Source organism: Pseudomonas cichorii (genome assembly GCF_015471405.1).
GTDB lineage: Bacteria > Pseudomonadota > Gammaproteobacteria > Pseudomonadales > Pseudomonadaceae > Aquipseudomonas > Aquipseudomonas serbiensis.
In genome coordinates this window covers 357,894-376,448 of record NZ_BLVZ01000005.1, presented here as the reverse complement: position 1 = coordinate 376,448, position 18,555 = coordinate 357,894, and the positions used below count along the sequence as shown (strand labels likewise).

Annotated in this window: 13 protein-coding genes; 12 read left to right on the top strand and 1 reads right to left on the bottom strand. The window is 58.6% G+C overall.

Annotation, left to right across the window (positions count from 1 at the left end):
- The first annotated feature begins 35 nt into the window (after positions 1-35).
- The 3 genes from rpmE (at position 36) to JL015_RS09745 (ending at position 2,538) form a co-directional block, all read left to right on the top strand.
- Positions 36-257 carry a 50S ribosomal protein L31 gene (rpmE, locus tag JL015_RS09755; protein ID WP_025262296.1) on the top strand — a complete coding sequence of 74 codons (222 nt, stop codon included), beginning with the start codon at positions 36-38 and terminating at the stop codon, positions 255-257.
- Between the two features lie 23 nt (positions 258-280).
- A complete protein-coding gene (locus JL015_RS09750; protein ID WP_201018373.1) occupies positions 281-1,084 on the top strand; it encodes a thermonuclease family protein in 804 nt (267 codons plus the stop codon).
- A 185-nt stretch (positions 1,085-1,269) separates the two neighbouring features.
- The gene (locus JL015_RS09745) at positions 1,270-2,538 is read left to right on the top strand and encodes a malic enzyme-like NAD(P)-binding protein (RefSeq protein WP_201001467.1); all 1,269 of its coding nucleotides are present in this window, start codon (positions 1,270-1,272) and stop codon (positions 2,536-2,538) included.
- 128 nt (positions 2,539-2,666) lie between these two features.
- On the opposite strand, the gene JL015_RS09740 is transcribed toward JL015_RS09745, so the two are convergent.
- Positions 2,667-5,102: a penicillin-binding protein 1A gene (locus tag JL015_RS09740; RefSeq protein WP_374063407.1), complete on the bottom strand. Its 2,436-nt coding sequence runs from the start codon at positions 5,100-5,102 to the stop codon at positions 2,667-2,669.
- Between the two features lie 210 nt (positions 5,103-5,312).
- On the opposite strand from JL015_RS09740, the gene JL015_RS09735 reads away from it, so the two are divergent.
- The 9 genes from JL015_RS09735 (at position 5,313) to gltB (ending at position 18,434) form a co-directional block, all read left to right on the top strand.
- Positions 5,313-6,377 (top strand): pilus assembly protein PilM, encoded by a 1,065-nt coding sequence (locus JL015_RS09735; protein ID WP_201001470.1) that lies wholly within the window; start codon positions 5,313-5,315, stop codon positions 6,375-6,377.
- Positions 6,377-6,952 (top strand): PilN domain-containing protein, encoded by a 576-nt coding sequence (locus JL015_RS09730; protein WP_201001471.1) that lies wholly within the window; start codon positions 6,377-6,379, stop codon positions 6,950-6,952. Before JL015_RS09735 ends, JL015_RS09730 begins: the two co-directional genes overlap by 1 nt.
- The gene (pilO, locus tag JL015_RS09725; RefSeq protein WP_201001472.1) at positions 6,949-7,572 is read left to right on the top strand and encodes a type 4a pilus biogenesis protein PilO; all 624 of its coding nucleotides are present in this window, start codon (positions 6,949-6,951) and stop codon (positions 7,570-7,572) included. Before JL015_RS09730 ends, pilO begins: the two co-directional genes overlap by 4 nt.
- Positions 7,569-8,096: a type 4a pilus biogenesis lipoprotein PilP gene (gene pilP / locus JL015_RS09720; protein WP_201018319.1), complete on the top strand. Its 528-nt coding sequence runs from the start codon at positions 7,569-7,571 to the stop codon at positions 8,094-8,096. The genes pilO and pilP overlap by 4 nt, the downstream gene beginning before the upstream one ends.
- A gap of 47 nt (positions 8,097-8,143) precedes the next feature.
- Positions 8,144-10,243: a type IV pilus secretin PilQ gene (gene pilQ / locus JL015_RS09715; RefSeq protein WP_201018318.1), complete on the top strand. Its 2,100-nt coding sequence runs from the start codon at positions 8,144-8,146 to the stop codon at positions 10,241-10,243.
- Positions 10,244-10,247: 4 nt separating this feature from the next.
- Positions 10,248-10,766, top strand: a complete 519-nt coding sequence (gene aroK / locus JL015_RS09710; protein WP_095067284.1) for a shikimate kinase AroK — start codon at positions 10,248-10,250, stop codon at positions 10,764-10,766.
- Positions 10,767-10,881: 115 nt separating this feature from the next.
- Positions 10,882-11,985, top strand: a complete 1,104-nt coding sequence (gene aroB, locus JL015_RS09705) for a 3-dehydroquinate synthase (protein WP_201001476.1) — start codon at positions 10,882-10,884, stop codon at positions 11,983-11,985.
- A 10-nt stretch (positions 11,986-11,995) separates the two neighbouring features.
- Positions 11,996-13,630, top strand: coding sequence for an AAA family ATPase (locus JL015_RS09700; RefSeq protein WP_201018317.1), 1,635 nt, complete (start codon positions 11,996-11,998; stop codon positions 13,628-13,630).
- Between the two features lie 358 nt (positions 13,631-13,988).
- On the top strand, positions 13,989-18,434 hold the full coding sequence (gene gltB / locus JL015_RS09695) for a glutamate synthase large subunit (RefSeq protein ID WP_201018316.1): 4,446 nt from the start codon (positions 13,989-13,991) through the stop codon (positions 18,432-18,434).
- Positions 18,435-18,555 lie beyond the last annotated feature (121 nt).

Below are 18,555 nucleotides of genomic sequence, written 5' to 3'. Positions count from 1 at the left end.
TTGGGTGGCGGCTCGCTAGACCGAGGAAGTACCCCATGAAAGCAGATATCCATCCAGTTTACGAAGCCATTGACGCAACCTGCAGCTGCGGCAATGTCATCAAAACCCGTTCGACTCTCGCCCAGCCTCTGAGCCTGGACGTTTGCAACGAGTGCCACCCGTTCTACACCGGTAAGCAAAAGACTCTGGACGTTGGCGGCCGCGTCGACAAGTTCAAGTCGCGTTTCGGTGCGTTCGGCGCAACCAAAGCCAAGTAATGTTGGCCGCTCTGGGCTGGCGTGTGCGCTACTCCAGGCAGCTTGAAAAGGCACCCCTTGTGGGTGCCTTTTTTGTGGCCGCGATCTGGCTACCTGCTGCCCAGGCCTTCTGCCCGGCGCCTCAAGGGTTGCCGGTCGCCCAGGTGCAACGGGTAGTGGATGGCGACACCTTGCGTCTTGTCGATGGGCGCAATGTACGCATGATCGGCCTCAATACCCCCGAAACCGGCAAGAGCGGCCGCTCAGCCGAGCCTTTTGCCGTGGCCGCACAGCGTCGTTTGCAGGTTCTGGTGGATGAGAGCGGCGGTCAGGTCAGTCTGCGGGTCGGTCAGCAGGCCGAAGATCATTACGGCCGTATGCTGGCCAATGTCTATGGCCGCAATGGCGCCAACCTTGAGGCGCAGATGCTGAGCGAAGGGCTGGGTTATCTGGTGGCAGTTGCGCCCAACGTGGCGCTGGTCGACTGCCAGAAGGGCGCGGAACTCAAGGCACGTCAGGCCGGGTTGGGCGTGTGGCGCAGTTCGCCGGTCCAGTCCCCCGGGCAGATCGACAAAGGCGGCTTTGCCCTGATTTCCGGGCAGGTTCGCAGCGTACAGAGCAACCGCGGCGGTGTCTGGCTCGAGTTGCAGGGTTCGCTGGTGCTGCGCATCGCCCCCGACCTGCTTTCGCAATTCGACAGCGCGATGCTCGAACGCCTGCAAGGCAAGCAGGTCGAGGCGCGTGGCTGGGTGGTGGATCGTTCCCGGCGCGGTGGTCTAGAGTCAGGGCAGGCACGCTGGATGATGCCGATTACTCATCCTGCCATGCTGAGCCTGTCGAACCGTTAGTCATCAAAGCCCTGACGCGGGCATCTTGCTGATGAGCGGTCCGGGTTTTGTATTCCAAGGCTCTAAGCGTAAAGTCTATACCCGCGCCTATTGACAGCAGTGACTGGTCAGTCTTGTTAGGACTATGCATCTTGCGTATCCTCGGCGGTCCGTCTGTCCCACAGTAAAAAAAGCGGAATCCCTAAATGTCAGATCTGAAAACTGCCGCGCTCGAATACCATGCCAATCCACGTCCTGGTAAATTGAGCGTCGAACTCACCAAGCCGACCGCAACTGCTCGTGACCTGTCCCTGGCCTACAGCCCTGGTGTTGCTGAACCTGTGCGTGAAATTGCCCGTGATCCCGAGCTTGCCTACAAGTACACCGGCAAAGGCAACCTGGTAGCAGTTATTTCCGATGGCACCGCGATTCTCGGCCTCGGCGATCTGGGTCCATTGGCTTCCAAGCCGGTCATGGAAGGTAAAGGGGTTCTGTTCAAGCGTTTCGCCGGTATCGACGTTTTCGATATCGAAGTCGACTCCGAAAGCCCGCAAGCTTTCATCGACACCGTAAAGCGCATCTCCATCACCTTCGGTGGCATCAACCTGGAAGACATCAAGGCACCTGAGTGCTTTGAAATCGAAAAGGCTCTGATCGAACAATGCGACATCCCGGTTTTCCACGATGACCAGCACGGCACCGCTATCGTGACCGCCGCGGGCATGATCAACGCTCTGGAAATCGTCGGCAAAAGCCTCGACACCGCCAAGATCGTCTGCCTGGGCGCTGGTGCAGCGGCCATCTCCTGCATGAAGCTGCTGGTGAGCATGGGCGCGAAGATCGAGAACATCTTCATGGTTGACCGTACTGGCGTGGTTCACTCCGGCCGTACCGACCTGAACCAGTACAAGGCTGTTTTCGCTCACGCAACCGAGAAGCGTACCCTGAGCGAAGCTCTGGACGGCGCTGACGTTTTCGTTGGCTTGTCCGGCCCTAACCTGCTGAGCGCTGAAAACCTGAAGCTGATGGCCAAAGACCCGATCGTGTTCGCTTGCTCGAACCCTGATCCGGAAATCTCCCCAGAGCTGGCTCACGCTACCCGTGACGACGTGATCATGGCGACCGGTCGTTCCGACTACCCGAACCAGGTCAACAACGTGCTGGGCTTCCCGTTCATCTTCCGTGGTGCTCTGGACGTTCGCGCCAAGCGCATCAACGAAGAAATGAAAATCGCTGCTGCCAACGCCCTGCGCGAACTGGCCAAGCTGCCTGTCCCTCAGGAAGTCAGCGACGCCTACGGCGGCATCAAGCTGGAATTCGGTCGTGAGTACATCATTCCGAAACCAATGGACGCTCGCCTGCTGGGCCTGATCTCCGACGCAGTGGCCAAGGCTGCTATCGAAAGCGGCGTTGCTACCCTGCCGTATCCGAAGCACTACCCGCTGACCAGCGTGGATGATGTGTTTAAGGGTTAACAGCAGCCCATAAAAAAACCGGCCTTTGGGCCGGTTTTTTTATGGGGAAGATTCAAGCTGCAAGCTGCAAGAGAAGAGCGCGCAACTGCTCTTGCTTGCCGCTTAAAGCTTGCCGCTTCCAGCTATCTTTAGAACAAATCGATCGGTGCCGATTCGTCTGCTGGCAGCGGGCTGCCCGGTACGCTGCCGCCCAGTTCGTTCACGCTTGGAGGCGTGTCTTCGCTCTTGAACAGCTCGAAGAATGCATTGGGCGTGCTTGGGGTTGCTGCGCGGCCGCTTACAGGATCAACCCGCAGGCTCAGGATTCCATCCGGTTCAGCCTGTTGGTGAGGTGCCTTGTCCTTGAGCGCGGCGCTCATGTAATCCATCCAGATCGGCAAGGCGACCGTGCCGCCAAACTCGTGGCGCCCGAGGCTTTCCGGCTGGTCGAAGCCTGTCCAGACTGTCGTCACGTAATCTGCGTTATAGCCGGAGAACCACGCATCCTTGGATTCGTTGGTCGTACCGGTCTTGCCCGCGATATCCGGCCGGTTCATGGACAGGGCGCGCCGCCCGGTGCCGCGTTTGATCACGTCCTGCAACATGCTGTTGAGGATGTAAGTGGTGCGGCCGTCGACAATGCGTTCTGCAACGACTGGCGCCTGAGGTTCGGCAGGTGAAGTCGGTGAGGCAGTGTCAATCGGGCTGTCGTGTACCGCGAATGTCGAGGTGTCAGGTGCTGTCTTGGCATCGTTGGCCGGTACGCTGGCCGGATTGGCCACGAACAGTGTCTGGCCGTCACGGTTCTCGATCTTCTGGATCAGGTACGGGCTGACCTTGTAGCCGCCGTTGGCAAATGTGCTCCAGCCGGTGGCGATCTCCATCGGCGTCAGGGTTGCCGTGCCCAGTGCCAGCGACAGGTTGCGTGGCAGATCCTGCTTGGCGAACCCGAAGCGGGTGATGTAGTCGATCGTGCTGTCGATGCCCAAGGCCTGCAACAGGCGGATCGAAACCAGGTTGCGCGACTTGTAGAGCGCTTCACGCAGCCTGATCGGGCCAAGGAAGGTGTTGGTATCGTTCTTCGGGCGCCAGACCTTGTCCAGATACTCGTCGACGAACACGATCGGTGCATCGTTCACCAGGCTGGAGGCGGTGTAGCCGTTGTCCAGCGCTGCACTGTAGATGAAAGGCTTGAAGCTGGAGCCCGGCTGACGCTTGGCCTGCATGGCACGGTTGTAATTGCTTTGCTCGAACGCGAAGCCACCGACCAGGGCGCGAATGGCACCGTTTTGCGGGTCCAGTGAAACCAGCGCGCTCTGTGCGGCGGGAATTTGACTGAATTTCAGCGAGCCGTCTGCCTGACGCAGCAGGCGAACCAGATCACCCACATGAGCAACGTCAGCAGGTTGGCGCGGATTTGCCCCCAGGCTGTTGGTGTTCAGGTAAGGGCGAGCCCATTTCATGCTGCTCCAGTCGACGCTTTCTTCTTTCTCGCCATTGCGGGTCAGGACGCGGATGCCGTTCTTGTCGATCTGCGTGACGATTGCAGGCTCCAGGCCGTTGATCGTGCGTTGCTTGGTCAGTTCCTGAGCCCAGCCGGCATGTGTCATGCCCGGGAAGCGGCTTTCCGGCCCGCGATAGCCATGGCGCTGGTCGTATTCGATCAGGCCTTGCTGCACGGCTGTGTTGGCATGTTCCTGAAGGTCGCTTGGAACAGTAGTGGTGACGCGGAAGCCTTCGGTATAGGCTTCGCTGCCGTAACGGCCGACCATCTCGGCGCGGGCCATTTCGGCGATGTAAGGCGCGTAAACTTCCGGCGTCGGAACGTGGTAGCTGGCGTTGATCGGCTCGTTCAAGGCCGTCTGGTAAGCGTTCTGGTCAATTTTGCCCAGGCGGTACATGCGCCCGAGAATCCAGTCGCGACGTTCCTTGGCGCGGGCCGGGTTGGCCAGCGGGTTAAAGCGTGACGGAGCCTTGGGCAAGCCGGCAATCATGGCCATTTGCGCAAGGCTTACATCGCGAATCGATTTGCCATAGTAGACTTGCGCCGCTGCTTCGATGCCATAGGCGCGGTTGCCCAGATAAATCTTGTTGACGTACAGCTCAAGGATTTCATCCTTGGTCAGTTGGCGCTCGATTTGCAAGGCAAGAAGAATTTCGGTGGTTTTACGTGAAAAGCTTCTTTCGCTGGTCAGGAAAAAGTTTTTCGCGACCTGCATTGTGATGGTGCTGCCGCCTGATTGAATATGGCCGCTTTTTACAAGTTGGGTAGCGGCACGCATCAGGCTGCTTGGGTCGACGCCGTAGTGATTGGCGAAGTTGTCGTCTTCGGCCGACAGCAGGGCGTTGATGAAGTTGGGCGGGATTTCGGCAAAGCGGATTGGGGTACGGCGCATCTCGCCAAACTCCGCGATCAGCTTGCCGTCGCTGCTGTAGACGCGCAGGGGGATTTGCAGCTGAATGCTTCTCAGCGCTTCGACAGAAGGCAGATTCGGGCTCAGATAAAGGAATGCGCCGCTCAGACCGAGCAGCAGGCTGCAGAACACTGCAACGAGAGACCACCAGAGAAACTTCAACAAGCGTATCAAGGCTTTTGGATTTCCACGAAAAAGAATGGGTTAAGCACAGGCATTTACAAATGAACACGCCTTGAAGCTTTGTTAAACGAAAAAACCGCTGGGCATTATAAGCATTTTTCGTCTCCAAGCGTGATTTGCGCTACTGTCAAGGCTGTTGACAGTGACGTTGACCAAAAATTACTCCGTAAGTGGCGGAAAACTCATAGGAATCAGGTTGTGTTCGAACTCTTCGGTAAGAAGGCCAACACCCTTCTAGGGATCGATATTAGCTCTACCTCGGTAAAACTCCTTGAGTTGAGTCGTTCCGGCACTCGTTACAAGGTCGAGTCTTATGCGGTCGAACCGCTGCCGGCCAATGCCGTAGTCGAAAAGAACATTGCCGAACTTGAAGGTGTCGGCCATGCGTTGTCTCGTGTGCTGGTCAAGGCCAAGACGAGCGCCAAAATAGTGGCGGTCGCCGTTGCAGGATCGGCGGTCATCACCAAGACCATCGAGATGGACGCCGGTCTGTCCGATGACGATATGGAAAACCAGCTCAAGCTTGAAGCTGACCAGTACATTCCTTACCCCCTCGAAGAAGTCGCCATCGATTTTGAAGTCCAGGGCTATTCGGCGCGCAACCCCGAGCGTGTCGAAGTGCTTCTGGCTGCCTGCCGAAAGGAAAACGTGGAAGTGCGTGAGGCTGCATTGGCGCTGGCCGGGCTGACGGCCCGTGTCGTCGATGTAGAGGCTTATGCGCTGGAGCGTTCTTTCGGTCTGCTGTCTGCACAACTGGGCAATGGTCACGATCAACTGACGGTGGCCGTGGTGGACATCGGCGCGACCATGACCACCCTCAGCGTCCTGCATCACGGGCGTATCATCTATACACGCGAGCAACTGTTCGGCGGTCGGCAACTGACTGAGGAAATCCAGCGTCGCTATGGCCTGTCCATGGAAGAGGCGGGTCTTGCGAAGAAGCAGGGCGGGCTGTCCGACGATTACGTCAGTGAAGTGTTGAACCCTTTCAAGGATGCCCTGGTGCAGCAGGTTTCGCGCTCGCTGCAGTTTTTCTTTGCTGCCGGTCAGTACAACACCGTGGATTACATCATGTTGGCAGGCGGTACGGCTTCCATTCCAGGGCTTGAACATTTGATCCAGAAACGTCTTGGGACACCGACCATGGTCGCCAACCCTTTTGCCGACATGGCTCTGAGTTCCAAGGTCAACGCCGGTGCCCTGGCCAGTGATGCTCCTGCCTTGATGATCGCCTGCGGTCTGGCCTTGAGGAGCTTCGACTAATGGCACGGATCAACCTTTTACCGTGGCGTGAAGAGCTTCGCGAAGAGCGCAAGAAACGCTTCCTGACCGCGCTGGTCGGTGTGCTGGTTTTCTCGGTAGGTACCCTGTTTCTGATTGATCGTTACGTCAGTAATTCGATCACCTATCAGGAGTCGCGTAACGCATTCATCCAGAAGGAAATTGCCCAGCTCGATATCCGCATCAAGGAAATCAGCGACCTGAAAGCCCGGCGCAAACAGTTGCTGGAGCGGATGAAGATCATTCAGGACTTGCAGGGCAATCGCCCGATCATTGGCCGGATGTTCGATCAACTGGCGCGGACCTTGCCGGATGGCGTTTATTTTTCAGATGTCAAAATGACCGACAAATTGATTTCGATCAGCGGAGCTGCCGAGTCGAACAACCGGGTTTCGGACCTGATGCGTAACCTGGACGCTTCCGACTGGCTGGAGTCGCCAAGCCTGACCGAGGTCAAGGCGACCACGGCCGGCGCGGTGGATCAGGCCAACGTCTTTCAGTTGACCGTGCGTCAGACCCAGCCTGCTGCTGTCGTTGTTGAAGGAGCCAAGCCATGAATTTTTCCGAATGGCTGGAAGGGCTTCGCAAGGTCGACATCAACGATCTGGACCTCAACAACCTGGGCTCCTGGCCTGCCGCAGTCAAGGCTATCTCCGGTGTATTGGTGATGCTGCTGGTGTTTGCGCTGGGTTATTTCTTTTTCATCCAGGAGCTGGAAACCCGGCTCGAAGTGGCTCAGGCCAACGAGCTGATGCTGCGCGAACAGGTGTCGACCAAGGCCTTCCAGGCTGCGAATCTGGAACCTTACAAGAAGCAGATGACGGAGATGGAGAACACCTTCGGTGCGTTGTTGCGGCAATTGCCCAGCGATACCGAAGTGCCGGGTCTGCTCGAAGACATTACGCGCACAGGTCTTGGAAGCGGTCTGGAGTTCGAGGAAATCAAGCTGTTGCCCGAGGTTGTCCAGCAGTTCTACATCGAATTGCCGATTCAGATCACTGTCGTGGGCGGCTATCACGACCTTGCGACGTTCGTCAGTGGCGTTGCCAGCCTGCCGCGTATCGTGACGCTGCATGATTTTGAGATAAAGCCGGTCGATCCGAAATCCCAGACCAAGCTGCGCATGAACATTCTGGCCAAGACTTACCGCTACAACGATGAAGGGCTGAAGAAATGAGGGCGGCGCGACTGTTGTGCGTCAGTATGCTTGTGATGGGGCTCGCCGGCTGTGATAACGATCAGGAGTTCGCGGACCTCAGCACCTTCGTCAATGAGGTCAAGGCGCGTCCTTCAGGCAATATCGATCCATTGCCCAAGTTCCGGCCCTATGAAACCTTTACTTATAACGCGGCCAATCTGCGCAGTCCGTTCCAGCCTCCGGTGAAGATCGACCTGCTCAATCGCCAGAAAGGCTCGCGGCTGGTCAAGCCTGATGAGACGCGGGTCAAACAGTTTCTTGAGGGGTTCAATATCGAATCGTTCGAGATGGTCGGAACCATTGGCAACGAATCGGGTACATTCGCCTTGTTGCGCGGCGCCGGAGGCGTTCATCGCGTGAAAGTGGGCGATTATCTGGGCCGCAATAACGGCCGGATTGTGTCGGTCAGCGATGCGCAGGTCGATGTCATTGAAATAGTTCCTGATGGAGAGGGGGCCTGGCTTGAAAGGCCACGCAGTATTTCCCTCAAAGAACGCTCATGAAGTGGGCAAGGCCAAGCATGCATAACACCGCACAACGGAAATTCATCATGATCAGGATTCTCTCGATTATCGGCGTTTCGCTAGGGATAGCGATGCTTTCGCCGGTTCTCCAGGCAGCCAATCTCAAAACGCTGGATGTCGCAGCCTTGCCGGGTGACCGGATCGAACTGAAGCTTTCCTTCGATTCTCCGGTTCCTGCGCCGCGCGGCTATACCACCGAGCAGCCAGCACGCATCGCGCTGGATCTGCCGGGTGTGACCAGTCAGTTGGCTACCAAGAGTCGTGATCTGGGATCGGGCAATGCGCGCAGTGTCGTGGTGGTTCAGGCCCAGGATCGTACGCGCGTCATCATCAACATGACGACGCTGTCGCCCTACAGTTCGCGTGTCGAAGGCAACAACCTGTTCGTGGTCGTCGGCCAGGGCGCTGCCGCTGCGCAGTCCTCCCAGCCGAGCACGGCCATGGGAACACCGCGAGTCGCGGTCCCGGCACCCGCTCCGGCACCCGCCCGGCCTTACGTGCCGGCTGGCGTGAAAGCCATCAAGAATATCGACTTCCAGCGTGGTGAGCTGGGCGAAGGCAATGTGGTCATCGATCTGAGCAGCCCGGGCATTTCTCCTGATATCCAGGAGCAGGGCGGCAAGATTCGTGTCGACTTCGCCAAGACCCAGTTGCCTGAGCCGTTGCGGGTCAGGCTGGACGTCAAGGATTTCGCCACGCCTGTGCAGTTCGTGAGTGCCACGACTTCCGGCGACAAGGCGAGTATCAGCATCGAGCCTTCGGGAGCCTTCGATTACTCGGCCTACCAGACCGAAAACAAGCTGACCATCAGCGTGCGCCCTCTGACCAATGAAGACCTGGATCGCCGTGCCGCCGACAAACCGGTCTACACCGGTGAAAAGCTGTCGCTGAACTTCCAGGACATCGATGTGCGCTCGGTGCTGCAATTGATTGCCGACTTCACCAACCTGAATCTGGTGGCCAGCGACACGGTTCAGGGCGGTATTACCCTGCGCTTGCAGAACGTGCCGTGGGATCAGGCGCTGGATCTGGTGCTCAAGACCAAGGGGCTGGACAAGCGCAAGGTCGGCAGTGTTCTTCTGGTTGCGCCAGCCGATGAGATTGCCGCCCGTGAGCGTCAGGAGCTGGAATCCCTCAAGCAGATTTCCGAGCTGGCGCCGTTGCGTCGCGAGCTTTTGCAGGTCAACTACGCCAAGGCGGCGGATATCGCCAAGCTGTTCCAGTCAGTGACCAGCGTCGAGTCGAAAGCCGACGAGCGTGGTTCGATCACTGTGGATGAGCGCACCAACAACATCATTGCCTACCAGACCCAGGACCGGCTCGACGAACTGCGCCGTATCGTGTCTCAACTGGATATTCCTGTGCGTCAGGTAATGATCGAAGCACGCATCGTTGAGGCCAACGTCGATTATGACAAGGCGCTGGGTGTGCGTTGGGGTGGAACCAAGGTCGGCAGCGGCAACTGGAATACCTACGGCCTGGACGATAACGGCGACGAAGCGGGCAATACCGGCTCTGACCTGAGTGCCAACACGCCGTTCGTCGACCTGGGCGCTGCCGATGCGACCTCCGGTATCGGGATCGCCTTCGTCACCAACAACACCTTGCTCGATCTTGAACTGAGCGCGATGGAGAAGACCGGCAACGGTGAAATCGTCTCTCAGCCGAAGGTGGTCACTTCCGACAAGGAAACCGCCAAGATCCTCAAGGGTACGGAAATCCCTTACCAGGAATCCAGCTCCAGCGGCGCGACAACCGTGAGTTTCAAGGAGGCGTCCCTGTCGCTGGAGGTGACACCGCAGATCACGCCGGATAACCGCATCATCATGGAGGTCAAGGTCACCAAGGATGAGCCGGATTACCTCAATGCGGTGCTCGGCGTGCCTCCGATCAGGAAAAACGAGGTCAACGCCAAGGTGCTGGTTTCCGATGGCGAGACCATCGTGATCGGTGGCGTGTTCTCCAATACGCAAAGTAAAGTTGTAGAGAAAGTGCCATTTCTTGGCGATGTACCGTATCTTGGCCGCCTTTTCCGTCGAGATACGGTGTCAGAAGCGAAATCCGAGCTGTTGGTATTTCTGACTCCGCGTATCATGAACAACCAGGCGATTGCTGTGAGTCGTTGATTCTGTGCGAAATTTAATACTTGTAGGGCCGATGGGGGCTGGTAAAAGCACCATCGGCCGTTTGCTTGCCAAAGAGCTGCGTCTACCGTTCAAGGATTCCGACAAGGAAATCGAGCTGCGCTCGGGTGCAAATATTCCGTGGATTTTCGACAAGGAAGGCGAACCGGGTTTTCGTGACCGCGAGCAGGCGATGATTGCGGAGTTGTGTGAAGCCGATGGCGTCGTTCTGGCGACGGGCGGCGGAGCCGTCATGCGCAGCGAAAACCGTCAGGCACTGCATGCCGGTGGGCGCGTGGTGTATCTGCATGCATCGGTCGAGCAGCAGGTCGGACGCACCGCACGTGACCGTAATCGCCCATTGTTGCGCACCGCCGATCCTGCTCGTGTGTTGGGCGAGTTGCTGGCCATTCGTGACCCGCTGTATCGGGAAATCGCCGATCTGGTGGTTGAAACCGATGAACGGCCACCTCGTATGGTCGTTCTTGACATACTTGCCCGCCTGGCAGAGCTTCCTCCCCGTTAAAGCGCAGACGAAAATGCGCTATCCTCGGCGACCATCAAAACAGCGACAGCCATTTGCTGTCCTGGCGCACGAAAAAACATGCGCAATGCCCAATCGGTAATCAATGTGGGGACACATGCAGACACTTAAGGTCGAGCTTGGTGAGCGTAGCTACCCGATTCATATTGGCGAAGGCCTTCTGGACAAGCCGGAGCTTCTGATCCCGCATATCGTCGGGCGGCAGGTAGCTATCGTCTCCAATACCACGGTGGCTCCTCTTTATCTCGAGCGATTGACGCGGACCCTGGTGGGCTACAACGTTGTGTCGGTGGTGCTTCCCGATGGCGAGGCGTTCAAGAACTGGGAAACCCTGCAAACCATCTTCGATGGCCTGCTCACGGCACGGCATGATCGCCGCACGACAGTGATCGCCCTCGGTGGCGGTGTGATCGGCGACATGGCCGGGTTCGCTGCCGCCTGCTATCAACGTGGCGTGAACTTCATCCAGATCCCGACCACCCTGCTGTCCCAGGTGGATTCGTCGGTGGGTGGCAAGACCGGCATCAACCACCCGCTGGGCAAGAACATGGTGGGCGCTTTCTATCAGCCGGGCGTCGTGCTGATCGATACCACCACCCTCAACACCCTGCCCGAGCGTGAACTGTCCGCGGGGCTGGCTGAAGTCATCAAGTACGGCCTGATCTGCGACGAGCCCTTCCTGACCTGGCTGGAAGATCATGTCGACCGGTTGCGTGGTCTTGACCAGAAAGCCCTTACCATCGCCATCGAGCGTTCGTGCGCCGCCAAGGCGCTGGTGGTCGGTGCCGATGAGCGCGAGTCCGGTGTAAGGGCAACCTTGAACCTGGGTCACACTTTCGGCCACGCTATCGAAACGCATATGGGCTATGGTGTCTGGCTGCATGGCGAGGCGGTTGCCGCCGGTACGGTCATGGCCCTGGAAATGTCTTCGCGTCTTGGCTGGATCACTACCCAGGAGCGCGATCGCGGTATTCGCCTGTTCCAGCGTGCCGGTTTGCCGGTTGTGCCGCCGCAGGACATGACGGAAAGCGATTTCCTTGAACACATGGCGATCGACAAGAAAGTGATCGATGGTCGCCTGCGTCTGGTGCTTCTGCGTCAGATGGGTGAAGCGGTTATCACGGACGATTATCCAAAAGAAGTACTACAGGCCACTTTGGTTGCGGATTACCGCGCCCTGGTGGATCAGCTTAGAGGTTAACGGAAAACCCATGACTAGTTTGCATGCCGACGAGGCTTTCCTCGGCCATTATCAGTTGAGTCATGACCCCTTTGCAGCGCGGGTACCTGGCTTCAAGTTTTTCCCTGCCCAGCGCAAGTCGGTGCTGGGTCAGCTCCATCATCTGGCCCGCTATAGCCAGTTGCTGCTTGCAGTGACCGGCCCTCAGGGCAGTGGCAAGACCTTGCTGCGTCAGGCTCTGGTGGCCAGCACCAACAAGCAGTCAGTGCAGAGCGTGGTCATTTCGGCGCGTGGCGCCAGTGATGCGGCAGGCGTACTGCAGCAGGTCGCGCAGGCGCTGATTGTCGCCCAGGCCGAAATGCAGGCGATTCTGGCGCAGGTCGTGCAACTCGCGCTGACCGGTCAGGAAGTCTATTTGCTGGTCGACGATGCGGAACAACTTGGCGATTCGGCGCTCGAAGCGTTGCTGGGTCTGGCCGCAGGTACGCCGGAAGGGCGTCCGCATGTGTTCCTGTTTGGCGAGTCGTCGCTGATCGACCGTCTCGATCAACTGTGCGCCGACCTGCAGGGTGATGTCGAAGGCGAGCGCTTTCATGTCATTGAGTTGCAACCTTATACCGAAGAAGAAACCCGGGAATATCTGGCTCAACGTCTGGAAGGTGCAGGGCAAGGAATCGCGTTGTTCACTGCCGAGCAGATTACCGATATCCATGAGCAGTCCGATGGCTGGCCTGGGAATATCAACCAGGTTGCCCGCGATTCAATGATCGAGGCGATGATCGCTAGTCGTACTGCGGTCAAACGCCCAAGTGTGGGGTTCAACATGCCGAAAAAACACGTACTGGCCCTGGGCGCAGTTGTCGTGGTCGCAGTGGCAGCCGCAGTGCTGATCCCTGGCCGTGGCGACAAGGCTGCCGCGCCAGCCAATGCTCCGGCCCAGGCGCAATTGCCGCTGGGACAGGGCACGCCAGCGAATCAACAATCCAATAATGGTGGTCCGGCAATCGAGTTCGCAGGTAACTCGCAGCCGATGCCTCTGCCGTTGGTGGGTAATTCGCAGCCTGTGATGCGCGGCCCTCTGGCCGAAGCGGCAGGTGCCGGTGACAGCGACGAGGATGCAGTGCCAATGGGCTCGCCAGCCCAGCCTGCCACTGTCACCACTACTGCGCCTCCTGCGGGCGCACAGGCCGGTGCGGTGCCTCGTTCTTCCATTCCGGCTCCTGCGGCTGCAACGCCTGTGGCACCGGCAGCCAGGCCTACGCCTGCTCCTGCGCCAGCCGCAGCGCCGACTCAGGTCGCAACGGCCAAGCCGGCACCGGCTGCTCCTGCTGCCAAGCCTGCTGAAAAACCAGCCGCTGCCGCTGCCAAACCGGCTGCTGGCGGCAACTGGTACAGCGGTCAGGCGCCGGGGCATTATGTCGTGCAGATCCTGGGCACCAGCTCGGAAGCGACAGCCCAGGCCTATGTTGCCGAGCAAGGTGGCGAGTACCGGTACTTCAAGAAAACATTGCAGGGCAAGCCCCTGTATGTAGTGACATACGGTAATTTTGCAGACCGCGCTGCTGCCCTTGCAGCCATCAAAGTCTTGCCAGCCAAGGTTCAGGCTGGTAAACCTTGGCCCCGTACTGTCGCCAGCATCCAACAGGAGCTGGGCGCCACTCGCTGAAGTCGCAGCGGCCTTATCCAGGCCGCTCACCCGGCAACCCTGATTTTACCTGCCTGGACGCGCCGTTTTTGGGCGGCGCGCCTTGCGGTGTCTGCGTTACAAACGCCATGACGTTTCGGTCGCTTCGGTCAGAATATTGAAAAATACTTTGACTAGCACGGTGTCCGCCTATAAAACCTTCATAAATGCGACATTAATTTTCGGCTTTTCGCCGTTAAATTTGTGGGCCTTTGTGTCGCTGTGTACAATGACCTCCGTTTTGCCTCTCCAAAGTCGGCGTACGTTCGACGTGACAGGTAATTGATTGAATTGAAAAGAAATATGCCTCGCATAGAGGCAGCCTGGTGAGAAAGTGTCTATGAAAGCAGGTCTATACCAACCAGATGAATTCAAGGATAACTGTGGCTTTGGCCTGATCGCTCATATGCAGGGCGAGCCCAGTCATCACCTGTTGCAGACGGCTATCCAGGCCCTGACCTGCATGACCCACCGTGGCGGTATCAACGCCGACGGCAAGACCGGTGACGGTTGTGGTCTGTTGATTCAGAAGCCCGATGCATTCCTGCGCGCTGTCGCCAAGGATCACTTTGGGGCCGATCTGCCCCGCCAATATGCCGTGGGCATGGTGTTCCTCAATCAGGACGACGCCAAGGCCGATATCGCTCGCGAGAACATGAATCGCGAAATCCTCGCCGAAGGCCTGACTCTGGTCGGCTGGCGCCAGGTGCCGGTCGATACCAGCGTATTGGGCCGTCTCGCTCTCGAACGTCTGCCCAAGATCGAACAGGTATTCATCGGTGGTGAAGGCCTGAGCGATCAGGAATTCGCTATCAAGCTGTTCAGTGCGCGTCGCCGTTCGTCGGTGGCCAACGCCGCTGATGCCGACCATTACGTCTGCAGCTTTTCGCACAAGACCATCATCTATAAAGGTCTGATGATGCCGCGCGACCTGACGGCATTCTTCCCGGACCTGAGCGACGAGCGCCTGCAAACCGCGATCTGCGTGTTCCACCAGCGCTTCTCGACCAACACCCTGCCGAAATGGCCGCTGGCGCAGCCGTTCCGCTTCCTCGCCCACAACGGCGAGATCAACACTATCACCGGCAACCGTAACTGGGCACAGGCGCGTCGCACCAAGTTCACCAACGATCTGATGGATCTGGAAGAACTCGGCCCGCTGGTCAACCGTGTCGGTTCCGACTCGTCGAGCATGGACAACATGCTTGAACTGATGGTCACCGGTGGTATCGACCTGTTCCGTGGTGTGCGGATGATCATTCCGCCAGCGTGGCAGAACGTCGAAACCATGGACCCCGATCTGCGGGCGTTCTATGAGTACAACTCCATGCACATGGAGCCGTGGGATGGTCCGGCCGGCGTCGTGATGACCGAAGGTCGCCATGCGGTCTGTCTGCTCGACCGTAACGGTCTGCGCCCGGCGCGCTGGGTCACGACCAAGAACGGCTACATCACCCTGGCGTCGGAAATCGGCGTATGGGACTACAAGCCTGAAGACGTCATTGCCAAGGGCCGTGTCGGTCCAGGGCAGATTTTCGCGGTGGATACCGAAACCGGTCAGATCCTCAACACCGACGCCATCGACAACCGCTTGAAGTCGCGTCATCCGTACAAGCAATGGCTGCGCAAGAACGCTCTGCGCATTCAGGCGACCATGGAAGACAACGACCACGGTTCGGCTTTCTATAACAGTGACCAGCTCAAGCAATACATGAAGATGTATCAGGTCACGTTTGAAGAGCGTGATCAGGTACTGCGCCCACTGGGCGAGCAGGGCCAGGAAGCGGTCGGCTCCATGGGTGACGACACGCCAATGGCAGTGCTGTCGCGTCGTGTGCGTTCGCCATTCGACTACTTCCGCCAGCAGTTCGCGCAGGTGACCAACCCGCCGATCGACCCGCTGCGTGAAGCCATCGTCATGTCGCTGGAAATCTGCCTCGGTGCCGAGCGCAACATCTTCCAGGAATCGCCTGAGCATGCCTCGCGTGTGATCCTCAGCTCGCCGGTCATTTCCCCGGCCAAGTGGCGTTCGCTGATGAACCTGGAGCGTCCAGGCTTCGAGCGTCACATCATCGACCTGAACTACGACGAAAACATCGGTCTGGAAGCGGCGATTCGCAACATCGCCGATCAGGCTGAAGAGGCCGTACGTGCCGGTCGCACACTGCTGGTGCTGAGCGACCGTCATATCGCTCCAGGCAAACTGCCTGCTCACGCTTCCCTGGCGGTCGGCGCGGTTCACCACCGTCTGACCGAAAAAGGGCTGCGTTGCGACAGTAACATCCTGGTCGAAACCGCGACGGCCCGTGACCCGCACCACTTCGCCGTGCTGATCGGTTTCGGTGCTTCGGCGGTCTATCCGTTCCTGGCCTATGAAGTGCTGGGCGACCTGATCCGTACCGGTGAAGTGCTGGGTGACCTTTACGAAGTCTTCAAGAACTACCGCAAAGGCATCACCAAGGGCCTGCTCAAGATTCTGTCGAAGATGGGTATCTCCACCGTTGCGTCCTACCGTGGCGCGCAACTGTTCGAGGCCATCGGCCTGTCCGAGGAAGTCTGCGACGTCAGTTTCCGTGGCGTACCGAGCCGCCTGAAAGGCGCCCGTTTTGTCGATATCGAAGCCGAACAGAAGGCTCTGGCTGCCGAAGCCTGGAGTCCGCGCAAGCCGATTCAGCAAGGTGGCCTGCTCAAGTTCGTATTCGGTGGCGAGTACCACGCCTACAACCCGGACGTGGTCAGTACCCTGCAAGCTGCCGTGCAGCAGGGCGACTACAGCAAGTTCAAGGAATACACCACGCTGGTGGACAAGCGTCCGGTGTCGATGATTCGCGACCTGTTCCAGGTCAAGACCCTCGACCAGCCGCTGAGCATCGACGAAGTCGAGCCGCTGAGCGATATCCTCAAGCGTTTCGACTCTGCCGGGATTTCCCTCGGCGCGCTGTCGCCGGAAGCTCACGAAGCACTTGCCGAGGCGATGAACCGCCTGGGCGCTCGCTCCAACTCCGGTGAGGGCGGCGAAGATCCGTCGCGCTACGGCACCATCCGCAGCTCCAAGATCAAGCAGATCGCCACTGGCCGTTTCGGCGTGACGCCTGAATATCTGGTCAATGCCGATGTGTTGCAGATCAAGGTCGCTCAAGGCGCCAAGCCGGGTGAAGGCGGGCAACTGCCGGGCGGCAAGGTCAACGGCCTGATCGCCAAACTGCGCTATGCCGTACCGGGCGTGACCCTGATCTCGCCTCCGCCGCACCACGACATCTATTCCATCGAAGACTTGTCGCAGCTGATTTTCGACCTGAAACAGGTCAACCCGTCGGCGCTGGTTTCGGTCAAGCTGGTAGCAGAGGCAGGCGTTGGTACTATCGCCGCTGGCGTGGCCAAGGCCTATGCCGACCTGATCACCATTTCCGGCTACGACGGCGGCACAGGCGCTTCGCCTCTGACTTCGATCAAGTACGCCGGTGCGCCGTGGGAGCTTGGCCTGGCCGAGACTCACCAGACCCTGCGTGGCAACGACCTGCGCGGTAAGGTCCGGGTACAGACCGACGGTGGTCTGAAAACCGGTCTGGACGTGATCAAGGCCGCCATCCTCGGTGCTGAAAGCTTCGGCTTCGGTACTGCGCCGATGATCGCTCTTGGCTGCAAATACCTGCGTATCTGCCACCTGAACAACTGCGCCACCGGCGTAGCGACCCAGAACGACAAACTGCGCAAGGACCACTACATCGGCACCGTCGATATGGTGATCAACTTCTTCACGTACGTGGCTGAAGAAACCCGTGAATGGCTCGCCAAGCTGGGCGTGCGTTCCCTGGAAGAACTGATCGGTCGTACCGACCTGCTGGACATCCTGCCGGGCGAAACCGAGAAGCAGCAGCATCTGGACCTGACGCCTCTGCTGGGCAGCGACCACGTGCCTGCCGACAAGCCGCAGTTCAGCCTTGTGGACCGCAACCCGCCGTTCGACAAGGGCCTGCTGGCCGAGAAAATGGTGGAGATGGCCAAGCCGGCTATCGAATCCCTGAGTGGCGGTGAGTTCGAGCTGGATATCTGCAACTGCGACCGTTCCATTGGCGCGCGGATTTCCGGTGAAATCGCCAAGCTGCACGGCAACCAGGGCATGAACAAGGCACCGATCACTTTCCGTTTCAAAGGCACTGCCGGGCAGAGTTTCGGTGTGTGGAACGCCGGTGGCCTGAACATGTACCTGGAAGGCGATGCCAACGACTACGTCGGCAAGGGCATGACCGCTGGCAAGCTGGTGATCGTTCCGCCTAAAGGCAGCCCGTTCAAGACCAACGAAAGCGCCATCGTGGGCAATACCTGCCTGTACGGCGCGACCGGCGGCAAGCTGTTCGCCGCTGGTACTGCGGGTGAGCGTTTCGCTGTGCGTAACTCGGGTGCTCATGCAGTCGTGGAAGGCACTGGCGACCACTGCTGCGAATACATGACCGGCGGTTTCGTTTGTGTGCTGGGCAAGACCGGCTACAACTTCGGTTCCGGCATGACTGGCGGTTTTGCTTACGTGCTCGACCAGGACAACACCTTCGTTGACCAGGTCAACCATGAGCTGGTCGAGATTCAGCGCATCAGCGGCGAGGCGATGGAGGCTTATCGCACTCACCTGCAAAGCGTGCTGAACGAGTATGTCGCCGAAACCGACAGCGAGTGGGGTCGTAACCTGGCTGAAAACCTGGACGACTACCTGCGCCGTTTCTGGCTGGTCAAGCCCAAGGCTGCCAACCTGAAATCGCTGCTCTCCAGCACCCGGGCGAATCCGCAATAAACGTAGCTGCAAGCGGCAAGTTTCAAGCCGCAAGTTAACAGCAGTGCGCGAATTGCCTGCGATCATGATTCTTGCAGCTTCAGGCTTGTAGCTTGAGGCTGCCGTGTAGAGGTTCCAGAGT